The sequence below is a fragment of the Lysobacter capsici genome (genome assembly GCF_018732085.1).
Taxonomy (GTDB): Bacteria; Pseudomonadota; Gammaproteobacteria; order Xanthomonadales; family Xanthomonadaceae; genus Lysobacter; species Lysobacter capsici_A.
Window position 1 is genome coordinate 5,727,543 of sequence record NZ_CP076103.1, and the last position, 16,877, is coordinate 5,744,419.

The window sequence follows — 16,877 nt, forward strand, 5'->3', positions numbered from 1 at the left end:
CTCCCGCGAGCGGGAGAAGGTGCCCGAAGGGCGGATGAGGGGCCGCTGCATCCTTGCCCTCACCCCAACCCCTCTCCCGCAAGCGGGAGAGGGGCTCTACGCCGATCGCAGCGATACACATGCCGTGGCGGGTCCGCCGCGACCGCCTTGAAATCACCGATCCGGCAAAACCCGCAGGTTCTCGCCGCGCAATACATCGCCCATCCCCACGCCCATGACCAACGGCCGGCCCGGCGCCCGGCCCCGGACTGTTAACCTGCGCCCACTTTTGTCCTAGAGCCCGCTCGATGCGCATCTCCTTTGCCACGCTCGCCGCGCTGCCCCTGGCGCTGTTGTCCACCGCTGCGTTCGCGCAGACCGCCGCGCCGCTGACCCTCGCCGACACCATGGCCAATCCCGACTGGATCGGACCGCCGGTCGAGCGCGCCTGGTGGGCCTGGGACGGCCAGCGCGTGCAGTACCAGATCAAACGCGACGACGGGATCATCCGCGACACCTGGCAGACCGGCGTCGCCGGCGGCACGCCGCAGCGCCTGGACGGCGCGGCGCGCAACGAACTCGACGCGGTCAACCCGGCGTTCGACGCGCAGCGCACGCGCATGGCGTTCGTGCGCAACGGCGACGTGTTCGTGCGCGATCTGCGCAGCGGCGCGCTGACCCAGGTCACCCGCAGCAACGACACCGAATCGCGTCCGCAATTCAGCCGCGACGGCAACCTGGTGTTCCGGGTCGACAACCAGTGGTACCAGTGGCGCGCCGGCCAGGGCCTGAGCCAGGCCGCGCAGGTCCGCGCCGAGAAAGACCCGGCGCAGCCGCCCAAGGCCGACGCACTGCGCGACTATCAGCTCGCCACCATCGACACCCTGCGCAACGTCCGCGCCCAGCGCGACGCCGCGCGCGAACAGGACGAGGCCTGGCGCCGCGGCGACGGCAGCCGCGCGCCCAAGCCGGTGTACCTCGGCGACGAAGTCGAGATCATCGACAGCGCCCTGTCGCCCGACGCGCGCTGGCTGCTGGTCGTGACCCAGGAAAAGAAAGGCGACGCCGGCACCGGCGGCAAGATGCCCAAGTACGTGACCGAATCGGGTTACGAGGAATTCGAGGAAGTCCGCACCCGCGTCGGCCGCAACGACCCGTTGCCGCAGAAGCTGTGGCTGGTCGACGTGGCCAACGCCAAGGTCACCGAACTCGGCTTCGACGGCCTGCCGGGCATCAAGGACGACCCGCTCGCCGCCTTGCGCAAGGCCGCCAAGCAGGACCCGCTCAAGGGCGAGCGCCCGGTGCGGATCGAATCCGACGGCGACGGCGGCGGCGTGTCGATCCGCTGGAGCGACGACGGCCGCCATGCCGCGGTGCTGGTGCGCGCGATCGACAACAAGGACCGCTGGCTGACCTCGGTCGACCTGGCCAAGACCCGCCTGGAGACCCGCCACCGCCTGACCGACAAGGCCTGGATCAACTGGAATTTCAACGATTTCGGCTGGCTGCCCGACAGCGGCAAGGGCGGCGCGGGCGACCTGTGGCTGCTGTCGGAACAAAGCGGCTACTCGCACCTGTACCTCAGCCAGGACGGCGCCGCGCCGCGCGCGCTCACCTCGGGCAAGTGGGAAGTCTCCGAACCCGAACTGGCCGCCGACGGCAAGACCTTCTTCTTCCTGTGCAATCGCAAGTGGCCGGGCGATTACGAAGTCTGCGCGGTCGACCGCAACGGCGGCGCGGTGCGCGAAGTCACCGCGCTCGACGGCGTGGAGAGCTTCACCCTCTCGCCCGACGGCCGCAAGGTGCTGGCGCGTTATTCGGAAAGCTACCTGCCGCCGCAACTGGCGGTGGTCGATGCCGCCGGCGGCGACGCGGTCAAGCTCACCGACACACGCAAGCCCGAGTTCAAGAACCGCGAGTGGATTCAACCCGAGTACGTGCAGGTCCCGTCCAAGCACGGCGCCGGCACGGTGTGGGGCAAGTTCTACGGTCCGAAGAACTACGACCCGAACAAGAAGTACCCGATCGTGATGTTCGTGCATGGCGCCGGTTACCTGCAGAACGTCAGCACGCGCTACCCGAACTACTTCCGCGAGCAGATGTTCCACAACCTGCTGGTCGACAAGGGCTACGTGGTGCTCGACCTCGACTACCGGGCCTCCGAAGGCTACGGCCGCGACTGGCGCACCGCGATCTACCGGCAGATGGGCCATCCCGAACTCGAGGATTACCAGGACGGCCTGGATTGGCTGGTCGCCAACAAGCACGGCGACCGCGACCGCGCCGGCATCTACGGCGGCTCCTACGGCGGTTTCATGACCTTCATGGCGCTGTACCGCGCCCCGGGCCTGTTCAAGGCCGGCGCCGCGCTGCGCCCGGTCTCGGACTGGTCGCAGTACAACCACGAATACACCGCCAACATCCTCAACACGCCCGAGCTCGATCCGGAGGCCTACAAGAAGTCTTCGCCGATCGAGTACGCCGCCGGCCTCAAGGACAATCTGCTGATTGCCCACGGCATGATCGACGACAACGTGTTCTTCAAGGACTCGGTGATGATGACCCAGAAGCTGATCGAGCTGCGCAAGGACAAGTGGGAGATCGCGCCGTATCCGCTGGAACGCCACAGTTTCGTGCATGCCGATGCGTGGTACGACGAGTATCGGCGTATCTATGAGTTGTTTGAGCGGACGTTGAAGTGAGCGCATCGGTGACGAAGACCGCTCGCAACGTTTTTGTCACTTATGCCGCACCGAAGACTATCGCTAACGCTCTAGCGCTCCACTGCTGATCCACCAGCGCTGCGAAGCCTGTAACTAGCGTTAGCAAACGCACACCCGGAGGGCGACGCGCATGGATGCGCGTCGCGCGCCACCGGGACATGGATGTCCCGTGTGGCGCGTGCCCGCGTAAGCACCGCACTTGCGGGCCTTTGATTCAAAGAAAAGCGTTTTTCTTTGGTTACCTTTCTTTTGTCGCTTTTGACAAAAGAAAGTAACTCGGCCGCTTGCGGACGAAAGCCTTTGCCTTTGCCTCAAAGGCTCTAAAGCTTCAAAGCTTTGAAAGCTGCAAGCAGGATCAAAAGCTTCCGCCACTGAAGCGGCGGGTAACTTTCTTTTGTCCAGAGCCACAAAAGAAAGTCACCAAAGAAAAAGGCGTTCCTGTTTCGAGTCAAAAGCCGCACGATCGGTGCCGACGCAGGCATGCGCCACACGAGACATCCTGTCTCGGTGGCGCACGGCGCACATCCATGTGCGCCGCCCTCCGGGTGTGCTGTTGCTAACGCGAGTTCAGGCCTCGCGGCGCTGGATGAACTGCGCGGCTTCAAACTCAAGCGAAAGCGACATTGCCTCCCTGTAGGAGCGGCGCAAGCCGCGACCGCGCCATCGCGACTACGACGAAGGTCCTGCGAAGGCGAGCGCACGCCCACCGCCTCCAGATTGCGCCAACCGCGCAATCACGCCACCCGAAAGCCCTGCCAAGCAATACCCACCCCCGCTAGAATGCGCCCATGAGCGACTTCGACCGCGTACGCGAATATCTATCCGGCTTGCAGGACCGCCTGTGCGCCGCCATCGAACACGCCGACGGCGAAGCGCGCTTCGCCGAAGACCTCTGGCAACGCCCCGAAGGCGGCGGCGGACGCACCCGCATCCTGCGCGGCGGCAAGGTGTTCGAACAGGCCGGCATCGGCTTCTCCGATGTATCGGGCACGAAACTGCCGCCCTCGGCGACGGCCGCTCGGCCGGAGCTGGCCGGCGCCTCGTGGCGCGCAGTCGGCGTGTCGCTGGTGTTTCATCCTAACAATCCCTACCTGCCCACCACCCACGCCAACGTGCGCCACTTCCGCGCGATGCGCGACGGCGAGACGGTGGCGTGGTGGTTCGGCGGCGGGTTCGATCTGACCCCGTTCTACCCGTTCGACGAAGACGTCCGCCACTGGCATCGCACCGCGCGCGCGCTGTGCGAACCGTTCGGCGGCGAGGAACGCTACCAGGCGCACAAGCGCTGGTGCGACGAGTACTTCTTCCTCAAGCACCGCAACGAAACCCGCGGCGTCGGCGGCCTGTTCTTCGACGACCTGCACGGCGATTTCGAACGCGACTTCGCCTATCAGCGCGCGGTCGGCGACGGTTTCCTAGATGCCTATCTGCCGCTGGTCGAACGTCGCCGCGACACCCCGTACGGCGAACGCGAACGTCAATTCCAGTTGTACCGCCGCGGCCGCTACGTCGAATTCAATCTGGTGTTCGACCGCGGCACCTTGTTCGGCCTGCAATCGGGCGGCCGCACCGAATCGATCCTGATGAGCCTGCCGCCGCTGGTGCGCTGGGAATACGGCTTCAGCCCGCAGGCCGACAGCGACGAGGCGAAGCTGGCGCGGTATCTGGTTCCGCGCGATTGGCTGGGCGAAACCGAAGCCTGAGTTCGTAGCTCACCCAACGCCGCACCGTTTCGTATCTCCCTGTAGGAGCTGCGCAAGCTGCGACCGCGACATCGCAGCGACGTCGCAAGCCTGATGTCGCGGTCGCAGCTTGCGCAGCTCCTACAGGGCGCTATCGCAGCGACGTCGCGACTTGCGGATACGAAAGCTTTCCGCCCGGCTACTTGGCCTTCGTCAAGATCGTGATATGCCCATTGGTCTCCAGCATCGCCAGACCGATGTGGTCGATCTCGTCGCAATCGTTCTCGCGCATCGCCTTCTCGAAATCGGCCCGGCTGACCAGCTCGCGGCGCAGCACGTTGCGGAACACATGGCCGTCGCGCGCCAGCACCACCGGCTCGCCCTCCAGCACCCGCTCGGCGCGCGCGCTGCGCGAGGCGACGTAGCCGACCGTCCAGTTCAGCACGATCAAGGTCGCCGCCAGGATCAATCCGCCGGTGACCGAATTGTCGGAACCGAGCAAGGCGTTCTGCACCGCGTTGCCGAGCAGCACCACCAGCAGCATGTCGAACGAGGTGAACTGGCCCATCGAGCGTTTGCCCGACGCCCGGATCATGCCCAGCAGCACGAAGTAGACGATGCAGGCGCGTACCAGGTACTCCCACCACGGCATCGACAGATGAAAGGCGTCGGACATCGGGCGGGCTCCAGGGGCGGGTAGTGAAGGCGATTGTGGCGCGTGCGCGCGTGCAACGCGCGTTACGGCCGAGGCGTTCGTTCCGATGCAGGCCTGCGCGAGCGCGGACGACGAAGCGCGGAAGCTGGAGCGGCCACCGTTACCCTTCCGCACGCCCGCCGAGTTGATAGCCGCTCGCATTTGCAACATCGGCCCGGCGCCCGCAGAATGCGCACGCTTCGCCCGCCCCAGCGCCCCGCGCACCAGCAGCCAGCGGAAGCCTTCCCCTTATCGCACCCGCCCCCGACCGGCCTCTCACGGCCCGGCCGCGCCGCGCTGCGCCTGACCCGAAGGATCGCCCGCCCATGTCCGTTTCCGTCTCCCGTCCGCTCCGCCCGGCCGCCCTCGCCTGCGCCTTGCTCGCCTGCGCGCCGTTCGCCGGCGCCGTCCATGCCGCCGATGCGCCCGACCTCGGAGACACCGCGCGCACCCTGGATTCGATCACCGTCGTCGCGCAGCGCGAGCCGGGCAACTTCGACCTCGACCGCGGCGAGATCGAACTCACCCAGGCCTCGGACCTGAGCGACCTGCTGTCGAACGAATCGGGCGTCGCGGTCGGCGGCGGTTCGCCGGTGGCGCAGAAGGTCTACGTACGCGGCTTCGAAGACACGATGCTCAACGTGACCATCGACGGCGCGCAGGAACCGGCCGAGCTGTATCACCACCAGACCCGGGTGCAGATCGAACCCGAATTCATCAAGTCGATCGAACTCGACGCCGGTGCCGGCGCGGCCACCCAGGGCGCCGGCGCGCTGGTCGGCGCGATGCGCGTGCGCACCCGCGACGCCTTCGACCTGCTGCGTCCGGGCCAGGACGCCGGTTTCCTGATCAAGGGCGCGGCCGGCCTCAACGGCGGCAACAGCAGCAAGGGCGTGCTCGCCGGGTACGGCCGCCTGTCCGATCATCTCGGCGTGCTGGCGACCTACGTCTACCAGGACGGCGGCGACTACGAAGACGGCCACGGCGACCGGGTCAGGCCGACCGCGTTCGAGCACGAGCGCGCCCAGTTCAAGCTCAGCGGCGTGTTCGACGCCCACCGCTTCGACCTGTCGGCCGAACACCTCGACGACACCGGCACGTACTACGAACGGCCGCACATGACCAACTTCACCGGTCGCTACATCCTGTCCGATCACCAGATGCGTCGCGACACGGTGTCTTACGAACACCGTTTCGATCCCGAAGGCGACGCGGTCGACGCGCGCTTCACCGCCTACCGCACCCGCAGCAGCTACGAGAACCGCCGCAACACCACCGGCCTCCTGTACAGCTGGGGCGAGCAGACCAGCACCGGCATGGACCTGCGCAACACCTCGACCTGGGACGCGCTGTCGCTGACCTACGGCATCGATTACCGCAGCGACCGCCTGCACGCGCGCCAGCAGGCCACGCCGCCGCCGTTCTGGGGCCGCACCGAACAGACCGCGCGGGTGTTCGGCGCGTACGCGCAGGGCGACTGGGCGCTGTCGCCGCAATGGAAGCTGTCGGCCGGCCTGCGTTACGACGACTACCGCCACGAAGGCAAGTCCGGGGTCAGCGCCGGCGCGAAGAACAGCCAGGCCAAGGCCAGCCCCAATGCCTCGATCGAATGGACCCCGATCGAGCCGCTGACCTTCCGCCTGGCCTATTCGGAAGCCTTCCGCGGCGTCACCATCCGCGAAGCCTTCTTCAGCGCGCTGTACACCCATCGCGGCGATCTGGACGGCGAGCAGGCCGACAACGTCGAATTCGGCGTGTCCTGGGAAAAGGACGGCTACTTCGCCCGCGCCACCGCCTACCGCCAGCGCATCGAGCACTACATTTCCGCGGTCTACGACGGCGGCGCCGCCTGGGGTTACTGGGAGAACATCGGCACCGCCAAGGTCGACGGCTACGAAGCCGAGATCGGCAAGCGCTGGCAGCGCATGGGCGTCAGCGTCGGCGTGTGGAATTCGGACAACACGTTCAACGACCGCCCGCTCAACGACGCCGACCTCGGCCTGGGCACCCGCATCGGCCGCACCTGGACCGCGCGCTTGGACTGGCAGCCCGCGTCACAGCAGGCCAACTACGCGGTGCGCGCGCGTCTGGTCGAGGACGAGCGCAACTCGATCGCGCCGAACGCGCCGGACAAGCCCGGCTACGCGGTGGTGGACGTGATGGCCAACTGGAACCTGCTCGGCGACGACCGGATCAAGCTGGGCGCGGCGGTCAACAACCTGTTCGACCGGTTCTATTACGACCACGGCACCTACGGTTATCAGGCCGGCTCGGGCACGTATATCGGTTTTCCGTCGCCGGGGCGCGAGTTGTCGCTGTCGGTGACGTATCGGTTCTAAGTAATTCTAAATTTTGCGTAGTCGCCGATGTCCGGAGATCTTCCGGGCATCCGGTTTGTTTATCTCGTTACTCGCTTGATGTCGTTGCTTGCCTGATGTCGTTACTTGTCTGATGTCATTACTTACCTGATTTGGTCATTCGCTTGGCACCCGAAGCGACGGACTACCCGCATCGACGACCCCACCCACCGTCATTCCCGCGAACGCGGGAATCCAGCGACTTTCGCGAAAGCGCACGAAGTCTCGCGAAAGCCTTCGCACTCATAGAGCAAAGTCACTGGATTCCCGCGTTCGCGGGAATGACGATTTGGGAGATCACGAGTGCGCCCATCTACAGCGCTCAAGCATCGAGCCCCCTGTGCAGCCTATGCGGCCGCATGCACGCACCAGAACGACACGTCGTCGCTCCAAACACACAACCCAAACAAAAAGCCGCCCTGCACAGCAAGGCGGCTTTCGGCGACACAAATAAAAAGCCCCGCAGGCAGGGGGGGCCGGCGGGGCTGGTGGAGCGTGCCCTGGGGAGGGGGCGTTCGCTCCGGGGGATCACTCCAGGGGAGGGAGAGATCGGCGACAGACGTTGCATCTGTCGCGACCTATATGACCACCTGGCACATGGATAGTTCGTGAAGATCAGAGTTAATAAATTGTTGGATTCAGGACCGATTCATTCTACCAAACCCAGCAAAATCAAGGCTTTCACGATATTTAATGCGCTTCGTCCCAGTTAATACCGATACCGGTGTCAACAACCAGGGGAACGCGAAGTGTGGCCGCGGTCGCCATCCGCTGCGTGGCCTGGGCGATCAAGGTATCGGCAAATGCGCTGTCGACCTCGAACACCAGTTCGTCGTGTACCTGCAGGATCATCTTGGCACGGTCGGCGTGCTGTGACAGCCAGCCGTCGATGTCGATCATCGCGCGCTTGATGATGTCGGCCGCGGTGCCCTGCATCGGCGCGTTGATCGCGGCGCGTTCGGCGCCCGCGCGCAGGCCCTGGTTCGACGCCTTGATGTTCTCCAGATACAGGCGACGGCCGAACACGGTTTCGACATAGCCCTTGTCGCGCGCGTCCTGACGGGTGCGCTCCATGAAATCGCGCACGCCCGGATAGCGGCTGAAATACAGGGCGATGTAGTCCTGCGCTTCGCCGCGACCGATGCCGAGCTGACGCGCCAGGCCGAACGCGCTCATGCCGTACATCAGGCCGAAGTTGATCGCCTTGGCCGCGCGCCGTTCGTTCGAGCTGACCTCGTCGAGCGACTTCTTGCCGAACACTTCGGCCGCGGTCGCGCGATGCACGTCGGCGCCCGACTCGAACGCGCGCACCAGGCCCGGGTCTTCCGACAGGTGGGCCATGATCCGCAGTTCGATCTGCGAGTAGTCGCAGGCGACCAGACGCCGCCCTTCCGGCGCGACGAACGCGCGACGGATGCGGCGGCCGTCGTCGGTGCGGATCGGAATGTTCTGCAGGTTCGGATCGCTCGACGCCAAGCGCCCGGTCGCTGCGCCGGCCTGGTGATAACTGGTGTGGACGCGGCCGGTATGCGGATTGACCATCTCCGACAGTTTGTCGGTGTAGGTGCTGCGCAGTTTCGCCAGCCCGCGGTATTCCAGGATCACCCGCGGCAGTTCGTGCTGATCGGCGATCGCTTCGAGCGCTTCTTCGTTGGTGCTCGGCTGGCCGGTCGGGGTCTTCACCAGCACCGGCAGCTTGAGTTCGTCGAACAACAGCGCCTGCAATTGCTTGGGCGAATCCAGGTTGAAGGTGCGCCCGGCCAGTTCGGTCGCCTTGATCTGCGCGGCGAGCATGCGCTTGCCCAGGTCCTGCGATTGCCGGCGCAGTTCGTCGCCGTCGATCATCACCCCGTTGGCCTCGATGCGTTCGAGCACCGGCACCAGCGGCATTTCGATCTCGCGGTAGACCTTTTCCAGCTCCGGCTCGGCGGCCAGACGCGCGCCGAGCACACGGTGCAGGCGCAAGGTCACGTCGGCGTCTTCGGCGGCGTACTTGGTCGCATCGTCGAGGGCGACCTGCGAGAACAGGATCTGCTTGGCGCCCTTGCCGGCGACATCGGCGTACTTGATCGTGTCGTAGCCCAGATAGCGCTTGGCCAGCGAGTCCATGTCGTGGCGGCTGCCGGTGGCGTTGTAGACGAAGCTCTCCAGCATGGTGTCGTCGGCGTAGCCGAGCACGTCCACGCCGTGACGGCGCAGGATGTGCAGGTCGTACTTGCCGTGCTGGCCGAGCTTGCGCCGCGCCGGGTCGGCGAACACCGGCCGCAACGCATCGAGCACCGCCGCGCGATCGAGCTGCGCCGGCACCCCGGGATAATCGTGGGCCAGCGGGATATACACCGCGCGACCGGGTTGCGTCGCGAAACTCAGCCCGACCAGATTGGCCATCATCGGGTCGAGCGAATCGGTTTCGCTGTCGAAGGCGAACTCCTCGCTCGATTGCAGCGCCGCGACCAGCGCGTCGAGCTGTTCCTGGGTGACGATCGCCTCGTACTCGCCCTTCGCCGACAGCGCGGCATCCGGCGTTTCACTCGCCGCGTTGGAACGCGCATGCCCGGCGGCGGTCGCGCGCAGGCCGGCGCGGTCGGCGGCGATCTCGTTGGCGGTGGTGGCGGCCGCGCCTTCGATCTCGCGCAGCGCCTGCTTGAAGCCGTAGCGCGCGTACAAACCGCGCAGCGCCTCGGTGTCGCGCTCGCGCAGGGCGAGCTGCTGCGGGCCGCGGTCGAGCTCGACGTCGGTCTTGATCGTGGTCAGCTGGCGATTGAGCGGCAACCGCCCCAGCGCCGCGCGCAGGTTCTCGCCGATCTTGCCCTTGATCTGATCGGCGTGTGCGATCACGCCTTCCAGGCTGTCGTACTCGGCCAGCCACTTGGCCGCGGTCTTCGGCCCGCATTTCTCCACGCCGGGCACGTTGTCGACGCTGTCGCCCATCAGCGAGAGCAGGTCGACGATCTGGTTCGGACGCACGCCGAACTTGGCGATCACCGCCTCGTCGGAATCCATGCGGCTGCCGCTCATGGTGTTGACCAGCACCACGCCGGGCCGCACCAGTTGGGCGAAGTCCTTGTCGCCGGTGGAAATGGTGACGTCGATCGCATCGCCGGCCGCGCGCAGCGCGAGCGTGCCGATCACGTCGTCGGCCTCGACCCCGTCGATGCGCAGGATCGGGATGCCCAGGGCCTCGACGATCTCGCACATCGGCAGCACCTGGGCGCGCAGATCGTCGGGCATCGGCGGACGATTGGCCTTGTACTGCGGGTCCAGGTCGTCGCGGAAGGTCTTGCCGGGCGCGTCGACGACGAAGGCCACGTAGTCGGGGCGTTCGGCCAGGGTCGAGCGCAGCATGTTGACCACGCCGAACAGCGCGCCGGTGGGATGCCCATCAGGGGCTGTTAGGTCTCTACCTTGCGCTTTGAAAGCGTGATAGGCGCGATAGAGATAGCCGGAACCATCGATCAGGACGAGTCTTTTCATGCCCGCGATTCTACGCTGCCCGGTCGCCGGGTCTGCGAATGCGGCCGGCTCGCGGCCCGACTGCCGCCAATGAATGCGGGCGCGATCCGCGGCGCGCCCGGACCGCCAAACCGATGCACACGCTTAACGCAGCCGCGGCGTATGCTGAGACCCTGATACACGGAGAATCGCCATGCGCGCCCCACTCGCATCGCCGCACGCCCCATCCGGCCGCCTGCGCCGCCTCGCCCCCGTCCTGACCGCGCTCGCGGCCGCCGCCCTGATGGCCGGCTGCGCCAGCATGGGCGGCGCGAGCGACGACCCGACCGCCGCGCTCAAGGGCGCCGAGGTCTACACCCACAGCGTCGAGAACGGCGACACCGTCGAGGAATACCGGGTCGGCGGCCAGCTGCGCGCGGTCAAGGTCACCCCGTCGCGCGGCCCGGTCTATTACCTGGTCGACAACGACGGCGACGGCCGCCTCGACAGCAGCAAGGGCGAAGGCACGGTGTCGCCGGTGTATTACAAACTCTTCAGTTGGTGATGTCCGGCAGGCCGGGTTCGACGCGCGGCGCCCACATCATGCCGAGCCGGCGTTGCGCCGGTTCGCGCCCCGGTTTCTGATACGACCTCTCCGATCCTATTTCTCTATCTGCAATGACCGCCGCCGAAATCCGCACCATCGTCGGCGACACCGAACTGCGCGCGGTCTGGCCGGTGGTGTCGCAACTGCGCCCCGAATTCGACGAGGCGCGCTTCCTCGCCCAGATGCACCGCCAGATCGCCGAAGGCTGCCGCGCGACGGTGGCCTACGACGCCCAGGGCGTGCCGCGCGCGTTCGCGTGCTGGCGGGTCATGGAGATGCTCGCGGTGGGCTTGCACGTGTACGTCGACGACCTGATCACCGACGAAGCCGTGCGCGGCCAAGGCTACGGCAAGGCGATGCTGGACTGGCTCAAGGCCGAAGCCAAACGGCTGGGCTGCGTGCGGCTGCAGCTCGACTCCGGCACGCACCGACAGGACGCGCATGCGTTTTACCTGCGCGAACGGTTGCGGATCGAGGCGTTTCATTTTGGGGTGAAGCTGGATTGAGCGCGGCCATACAGTCCGGTAGCTGATCGGCCGCTCGCCTGCGTTGTCGCTTGAGCCGGCCGACTTACTCGGACGACAACGACTTTTGCAGGAACAAGCGCTGGCGTCCCGGCGGAAAGTCATGCAGCCGGCCGAATTCGCGATAGCCGTGCTTGAGGTAGAAACCTTCGGCCTGCCAGTCGAAGGTGTCCAGATGAACCTGACGCGCGCCCCATTCGCGGGCGCGCCGCTCGGCCTGGAGCAACAACGCGGCGCCCAGACCGCGGCCGCGCGCGGCCTGCTCGACCCACAGCACTTCCAGGTGTAGCCAGCCCAGGCCGACATAGCCGACCACGCCGCCGATCACGCGGCCGTCGGCATCGCGCGCGGCCAGCCACAGCGATCTGAACTCGTACGCGCCGATGATCTCGCTGTTGAAACCGCGCAGGCCGGCGCAAATCGCTTCGGCCTCCGATTCGCTGGCGGTTTCTATGCGCGATTGCGGCGCGGCGGCATGGGTGGTGGTCGGATCGTCTGGATGCATATTGCAAAACCTTGGGCTGGGATCGATCAGGCTCCGACTCAACCGGCGGGTTCGGATTGCGCGGCGGCCTGGGTCTGCGTGTTCGCCGATGCCGCATCGGGCTTGGCGCTGACCGACGCGGGCTTGTTGCGATACCGCTCGAACCACCCCAGCGTATTGAGCACCTGCGCGAGCGTTTCGCTCGGCCGCGCGCCGATCCCATGCGAGGCGCCGGGGATGCGGATCATCGCGCTGTCGACGCGATGCAGCTTGAGCGCGGTGTAGTACTGCTCGGTTTCCGAGATCGGCGTGCGGTAGTCGCTTTCGCCGGTGATCAGCATGGTCGGGGTGGTGACGTTGCCGACATAGGCCAGCGGCGAGCGCTTCCAGTAGTTTTCCTGGGCCTGCCACGGCGGGCCGGGGAACCAGTGCTGGGTGATGTATGACGGGCCGTCGGAGGTCAGCGCGAAACTGGTCCAGTTGATCACCGGCTTGGCCACGACCGCGGCGCGGAATCGATCGGTGTGGCCGACGATCCACGCGGTCAGCACGCCACCGCCGGAACCGCCGGTGACGTACAACTGTTGCGGGTCGACGTAACCCTTGGCGATGGTCGCGTCGACCGCGCTCATCAGATCGTCGTAATCGTGGCTGGGATAGTTCTGGTGGATGTAGTCGGCGAAGGCCTGGCCGTAACTGGTGCTGCCGCGCGGGTTCACGTACAGCACCACGTAGCCGGCGGCGGCGTACAACTGGGTTTCCACGGCGAAACGCGGGCCGTAGTTCGCGTACGGGCCGCCATGGATTTCCAGCAGCAGCGGATAGCGCTTGCCGGCTTCGAACTGCGGCGGCTTGACGATCCAGCCCTGCACCGACAAACCGTCGGCCGAGGACTTGGTCCACAAGGTTTCGACCTCGCCCAGGCGCTTGCGCGCGAGCGAATCGGCATTGAGGTCGGTCAATACCCGCGACTTGCCGCCGCGCGCCACCACCGCCACGTCGGCCATGCGCGACGCGCTGCCGTGGGTGTAGGCGACGCGGCCGCCGCCGACCGAAAAGCTGCCGCCCGGGTACGGCCGGCCGACCGCGGTACCGCCGACATCGTCGCTGACCGATTCGACCGCGCCGCCGCTCGCGCCGATCCAGCCCAGATGGCTCACGCCTTCGCGGTCGTAGCCGAAATACAGCCCGCGTCCCTGGCTGTCCCAGCGCGGATTTTCGATCTCGTAGTCGAACCGTTCGGTCAACGCGCGCGAAGCGCCGCTGTCGAGATCGAGCACGTACAGATGCGCGACCTGATAGCCGAGCTTGCGATCGTCGTAACCCAGGTAGGCCAGTTGACGGCCATCCGGCGACAGCGTCGGCGACACGTCCGGGCCGCGCCGGTCGGTGAGTGCCACGGTCGCGCCGCTGGCCACGTCGACACGGTAGATGTCCTGGTCGATCGGGTGGTAGTCGGCCTCGGGGCCGCGGTTGGACACCACGTACAGCGAGCGGCCGTCGCGGCTCCACACCGGGGTGGATTCGTAATCGAAATCGCCCTGGGTGATCTGGCGCGGCGTGCCGCCATCGGCCGGCATCACGAACACGTGCTCATAGCCCGGCTTGAGATAGCCGGCGCCGTCGGCGCGGTAGTTCATCCGGTCGATCAGCTTGACCCCGTCGGCCCACTGCGCGCCCTCGGGCTTGTCCGGCAGCTTGGCCAGCGGCGTGGTGTCGGCGGCGACGTGCTGGGTGAACGCGATCCAGCGTCCGTCCGGCGACCACGCCAGGTTCGACGGGCCTTCGCTCAAGCGGCTGATCGGCGACTGCTGGCCGCTGTCCATCCAGCGCACCCAGATCTGCGCCGAACCGTCGCGGTCGGACACCCAGGCGATCCGGTCGCCGCTGGGCGACCACACCGCGGCGCCGTCGCCGTACGCGCCGCTGGTCAGCGGCCGCTGCTTGCCGCTGTCGGCGTCGATCAACCACAGATTGCTGCGCCGCCGGTCCTTCATGATGTCGAAGAACTTGCGCTGATAGACGATGCGGCGGCCGTCGGGCGACATCGACGGCGCGTCGGCCCATTCCAGGTCGAACAGGTCCTTGGGTTGCAGATTGCGCGGGTCGGCGTGCAGGTCGGCGGCGCGCGCCGGCGATACGGACGACGGCAGCACGCACAGGGCGAGCGCGGCGGCGAAGACGAAACGTGCGGACATCGGTGGGTCCCGTTCGGCAGGCATGAACCCGCAGCCTAGGCCGGCGGCGGTTGCCGCTCCCAGTGTCGTTGGTCGTGCCCGGACGCATGCGCGGGCCGACGGCACACGCGCGCGACGCAACAGGCTGCTAGGGTGGGCCGAGTCCACAGGGGGACGGCGTAGGGAGGATGTCGATGGCTCGTGCTCGCGCATTGCATCGTGTCGCCAGCGGCTGGCTGGCCGTCGGCCTGGCCCTGCTGCTCGCCGGCTGCGGCGAACCCGCCGCGAACGTGTCGGCGCCCAAGCCCTACGACCGGCTCGGCGTCCACGTGCAACTTCCGGGCAACTGGAAAGTCAGCGACGACCAGCGCGTCGCCGGCTCGCATTACCTGACCGTGGAAAGCCCCGGCTCGGCGATCTTCATCGCGATCGTGCAGGCCGACCGCGGACTGGAACTGGAAACTTTCGCCCGCGATTTTTCCGCCGAGGCCGACAAGCAGACGCCGTCGGTGCTGCGCCGCGAAACCCGCTTCGATCTGTCGGGCTTCACCGAAGGCACGATCCGCGAGCACTACACCGTGAGCCTGGCCGGCGTGAAGGTTCCACACCTGCGCGAGTACCGCAAGATCACCGGCGCGCATCGCAGCGCGTTCCTGATCACCCAGAGCGCGGACGAGGACCTGGCCCAGACTCAGCCGGGGTTCGACTTGCTGGTGAAGTCGTTCAAGCTCACGGACAGGTGAAGCGAGGAACGAGCGCAGAACCGTGAGAAACGAGCAACAGCGGCTCTTGCTCGTTCCTCACTCCTGTGCACGCTTTTCTCTGCTCCCGGGCCTTAACCCGAGCAGCGACTGCGCAAGCCCAAGGCCTGCGCGATACCACGCCAGTCAAACGCGCCGACCGCCTGATCGTCGTGGACCGCATAGAACACGCCGTCGGGGAAACGCACCGAGCCGTTCTGCTGCAGCCACACGCCGTCGGTATTGCCGACGGTCTTGCCGGCGAAAGCGCCCAGGTGGCGCAGGCTGACGCGGTCGAACACATGGAACACGCTGCGATCCTTGAACTGATCGGTGGCGATCCAGTAGCCGCTGCCGTCCTCGCATTGCCACAGCGCGATGCCTTCGGCCTGGGCCTTGAACAGGTCCTGGCCGATGGTCTGGCCGCGATAACGGCCGTCGAGCGTGTAGTCGCGCACTGCGGTGCCGGTGGAGAGATCTTCCTCGGCGATCAGCAGGCGGTCGTTCGCGGGATCACCCCAGATCGACTCGGGTACGCGGATCGCACCGGCGGCGCTGGTGTCGCCGAAGGCCGCGACATGCTGCGCGACCGGCGTCGCGGCGCCGAGTTGCAGTCGATACCGCTGCATGCGCCGGCCGAGTTGCTCCAGCGGCGGCGGGATTTCGTTGCCGTCGGCATCCTCGCCGGCCATGTAGGCGTCGGTGACGATCACTTCGATTTGCTGCGGGCCGAGCGCGCGCACCCACAATCCGTACGGCTGCTGCAATTGCTGCTGGCCGAAACTCATCAGCGCGCGCAACTGCGGCGTGCGCGTGTCGGCGACCCCGACTTCGCGGCTGGCCGCGGCCGGCATCGACAGCGACAGCACCTGCACGCGGCGATTGTCGCGTTCGACCACGAAGGCCAGATCGCCGAGCACGGCGATGCCGTTGGGCCGGCGGAATTCGCCGAGCGCATCGCCTTCGCGACCGAAGCGGCCGACCGCGCGGCCATCGTCGCCGTCGTAGATCGTCAGCGCGCCGCCCTGCTTGGCCGTCGCCAGCAGCCACAAACGGCCGTTGGGCGCGCGCCACACCGCGGGCGAATCGATGTTGTCCTGCTGCGTGGCCGGGGTCACGAAGGCTTCTTCGACGACCTGGTGCGCCACGCCGGAACGCGACAGCAGCGGATCGGTGTCGGCGCCACCACGCTCGTCGGGTTCGCGCTCGACCAGCGGTTTGGATGGATCCGATGCGCGCGGCGACTCGGGCGTCGCGCAAGCAGACAGCGCCAGCAGCACCGGCAGAAGTGCAGACACACAGACAGTTGGACGCATCGACGTGCTCGAATTCACAGGAGTCCCCAGCGGCTGTTATAGAACCGTCACATGCATAATTGATGACAGATCGCGCCGCGGCAGCGAACGAAAAAACCACGAAGCGCAGCGGCCGTCATCGTCCTGCCATTGCCCGGACTTACAACGTTCGCCATCTCTTCA

At 66.7% G+C, this 16,877-nt stretch carries 11 protein-coding genes; 6 read left to right on the forward strand and 5 right to left on the reverse strand.

Going from position 1 to position 16,877, the window contains the following annotated elements; genetic code table 11:
* Positions 1 to 287: 287 nt before the first annotated feature.
* Positions 288 to 2,681 carry a S9 family peptidase gene (locus KME82_RS23790; protein ID WP_215496220.1) on the forward strand — a complete coding sequence of 798 codons (2,394 nt, stop codon included), beginning with the start codon at positions 288 to 290 and terminating at the stop codon, positions 2,679 to 2,681.
* Between the two features lie 809 nt (positions 2,682 to 3,490).
* On the forward strand, positions 3,491 to 4,405 hold the full coding sequence (gene hemF / locus KME82_RS23795) for an oxygen-dependent coproporphyrinogen oxidase (protein WP_215496221.1): 915 nt from the start codon (positions 3,491 to 3,493) through the stop codon (positions 4,403 to 4,405).
* A gap of 178 nt (positions 4,406 to 4,583) precedes the next feature.
* On the opposite strand, the gene KME82_RS23800 is transcribed toward hemF, so the two are convergent.
* Complete coding sequence (locus KME82_RS23800; protein WP_215496222.1) at positions 4,584 to 5,060, reverse strand: DUF421 domain-containing protein; 477 nt, start codon at positions 5,058 to 5,060, stop codon at positions 4,584 to 4,586.
* 344 nt (positions 5,061 to 5,404) lie between these two features.
* Here KME82_RS23800 and KME82_RS23805 point away from each other — a divergent pair, with 344 nt between their 5' ends.
* On the forward strand, positions 5,405 to 7,417 hold the full coding sequence (locus KME82_RS23805; RefSeq protein WP_215496223.1) for a TonB-dependent receptor domain-containing protein: 2,013 nt from the start codon (positions 5,405 to 5,407) through the stop codon (positions 7,415 to 7,417).
* A gap of 708 nt (positions 7,418 to 8,125) precedes the next feature.
* Here KME82_RS23805 and polA read toward each other — a convergent pair.
* Positions 8,126 to 10,909, reverse strand: coding sequence for a DNA polymerase I (gene polA, locus KME82_RS23810; protein ID WP_215496224.1), 2,784 nt, complete (start codon positions 10,907 to 10,909; stop codon positions 8,126 to 8,128).
* 262 nt (positions 10,910 to 11,171) lie between these two features.
* Here polA and KME82_RS23815 point away from each other — a divergent pair, with 262 nt between their 5' ends.
* Complete coding sequence (locus tag KME82_RS23815) at positions 11,172 to 11,432, forward strand: DUF2782 domain-containing protein (RefSeq protein WP_252255867.1); 261 nt, start codon at positions 11,172 to 11,174, stop codon at positions 11,430 to 11,432.
* A gap of 113 nt (positions 11,433 to 11,545) precedes the next feature.
* On the forward strand, positions 11,546 to 11,980 hold the full coding sequence (locus tag KME82_RS23820; protein ID WP_215496226.1) for a GNAT family N-acetyltransferase: 435 nt from the start codon (positions 11,546 to 11,548) through the stop codon (positions 11,978 to 11,980).
* Between the two features lie 64 nt (positions 11,981 to 12,044).
* Here the strand turns inward: KME82_RS23820 and KME82_RS23825 are convergent, their stop codons facing one another.
* Positions 12,045 to 12,503 (reverse strand): GNAT family N-acetyltransferase, encoded by a 459-nt coding sequence (locus KME82_RS23825; protein ID WP_215496227.1) that lies wholly within the window; start codon positions 12,501 to 12,503, stop codon positions 12,045 to 12,047.
* A 38-nt stretch (positions 12,504 to 12,541) separates the two neighbouring features.
* Complete coding sequence (locus tag KME82_RS23830) at positions 12,542 to 14,680, reverse strand: S9 family peptidase (RefSeq protein WP_215496228.1); 2,139 nt, start codon at positions 14,678 to 14,680, stop codon at positions 12,542 to 12,544.
* 173 nt (positions 14,681 to 14,853) lie between these two features.
* Here KME82_RS23830 and KME82_RS23835 point away from each other — a divergent pair, with 173 nt between their 5' ends.
* Complete coding sequence (locus KME82_RS23835) at positions 14,854 to 15,402, forward strand: hypothetical protein (RefSeq protein ID WP_215496229.1); 549 nt, start codon at positions 14,854 to 14,856, stop codon at positions 15,400 to 15,402.
* A gap of 92 nt (positions 15,403 to 15,494) precedes the next feature.
* On the opposite strand, the gene KME82_RS23840 is transcribed toward KME82_RS23835, so the two are convergent.
* Positions 15,495 to 16,715: a phytase gene (locus KME82_RS23840; protein ID WP_215496230.1), complete on the reverse strand. Its 1,221-nt coding sequence runs from the start codon at positions 16,713 to 16,715 to the stop codon at positions 15,495 to 15,497.
* Between the last annotated feature and the right edge of the window lie 162 nt (positions 16,716 to 16,877).

Excerpts from the sequence above, each read along its gene's own strand:
- polA (WP_215496224.1), bottom strand. The coding sequence starts at position 10,909 with ATGAAAAGACTCGTCCTGATCGATGGTTCCGGCTATCTCTATCGCGCC.
- KME82_RS23830 (WP_215496228.1), bottom strand. The coding sequence starts at position 14,680 with ATGTCCGCACGTTTCGTCTTCGCCGCCGCGCTCGCCCTGTGCGTGCTG.
- KME82_RS23825 (WP_215496227.1), bottom strand. The coding sequence starts at position 12,503 with ATGCATCCAGACGATCCGACCACCACCCATGCCGCCGCGCCGCAATCG.
- KME82_RS23815 (WP_252255867.1), top strand. The coding sequence starts at position 11,172 with ATGGCCGGCTGCGCCAGCATGGGCGGCGCGAGCGACGACCCGACCGCC.
- KME82_RS23835 (WP_215496229.1), top strand. The coding sequence starts at position 14,854 with ATGGCTCGTGCTCGCGCATTGCATCGTGTCGCCAGCGGCTGGCTGGCC.
- KME82_RS23805 (WP_215496223.1), top strand. The coding sequence starts at position 5,405 with ATGTCCGTTTCCGTCTCCCGTCCGCTCCGCCCGGCCGCCCTCGCCTGC.
- hemF (WP_215496221.1), top strand. The coding sequence starts at position 3,491 with ATGAGCGACTTCGACCGCGTACGCGAATATCTATCCGGCTTGCAGGAC.
- KME82_RS23800 (WP_215496222.1), bottom strand. The coding sequence starts at position 5,060 with ATGTCCGACGCCTTTCATCTGTCGATGCCGTGGTGGGAGTACCTGGTA.
- KME82_RS23840 (WP_215496230.1), bottom strand. The coding sequence starts at position 16,715 with ATGCGTCCAACTGTCTGTGTGTCTGCACTTCTGCCGGTGCTGCTGGCG.
- KME82_RS23790 (WP_215496220.1), top strand. The coding sequence starts at position 288 with ATGCGCATCTCCTTTGCCACGCTCGCCGCGCTGCCCCTGGCGCTGTTG.
- KME82_RS23820 (WP_215496226.1), top strand. The coding sequence starts at position 11,546 with ATGACCGCCGCCGAAATCCGCACCATCGTCGGCGACACCGAACTGCGC.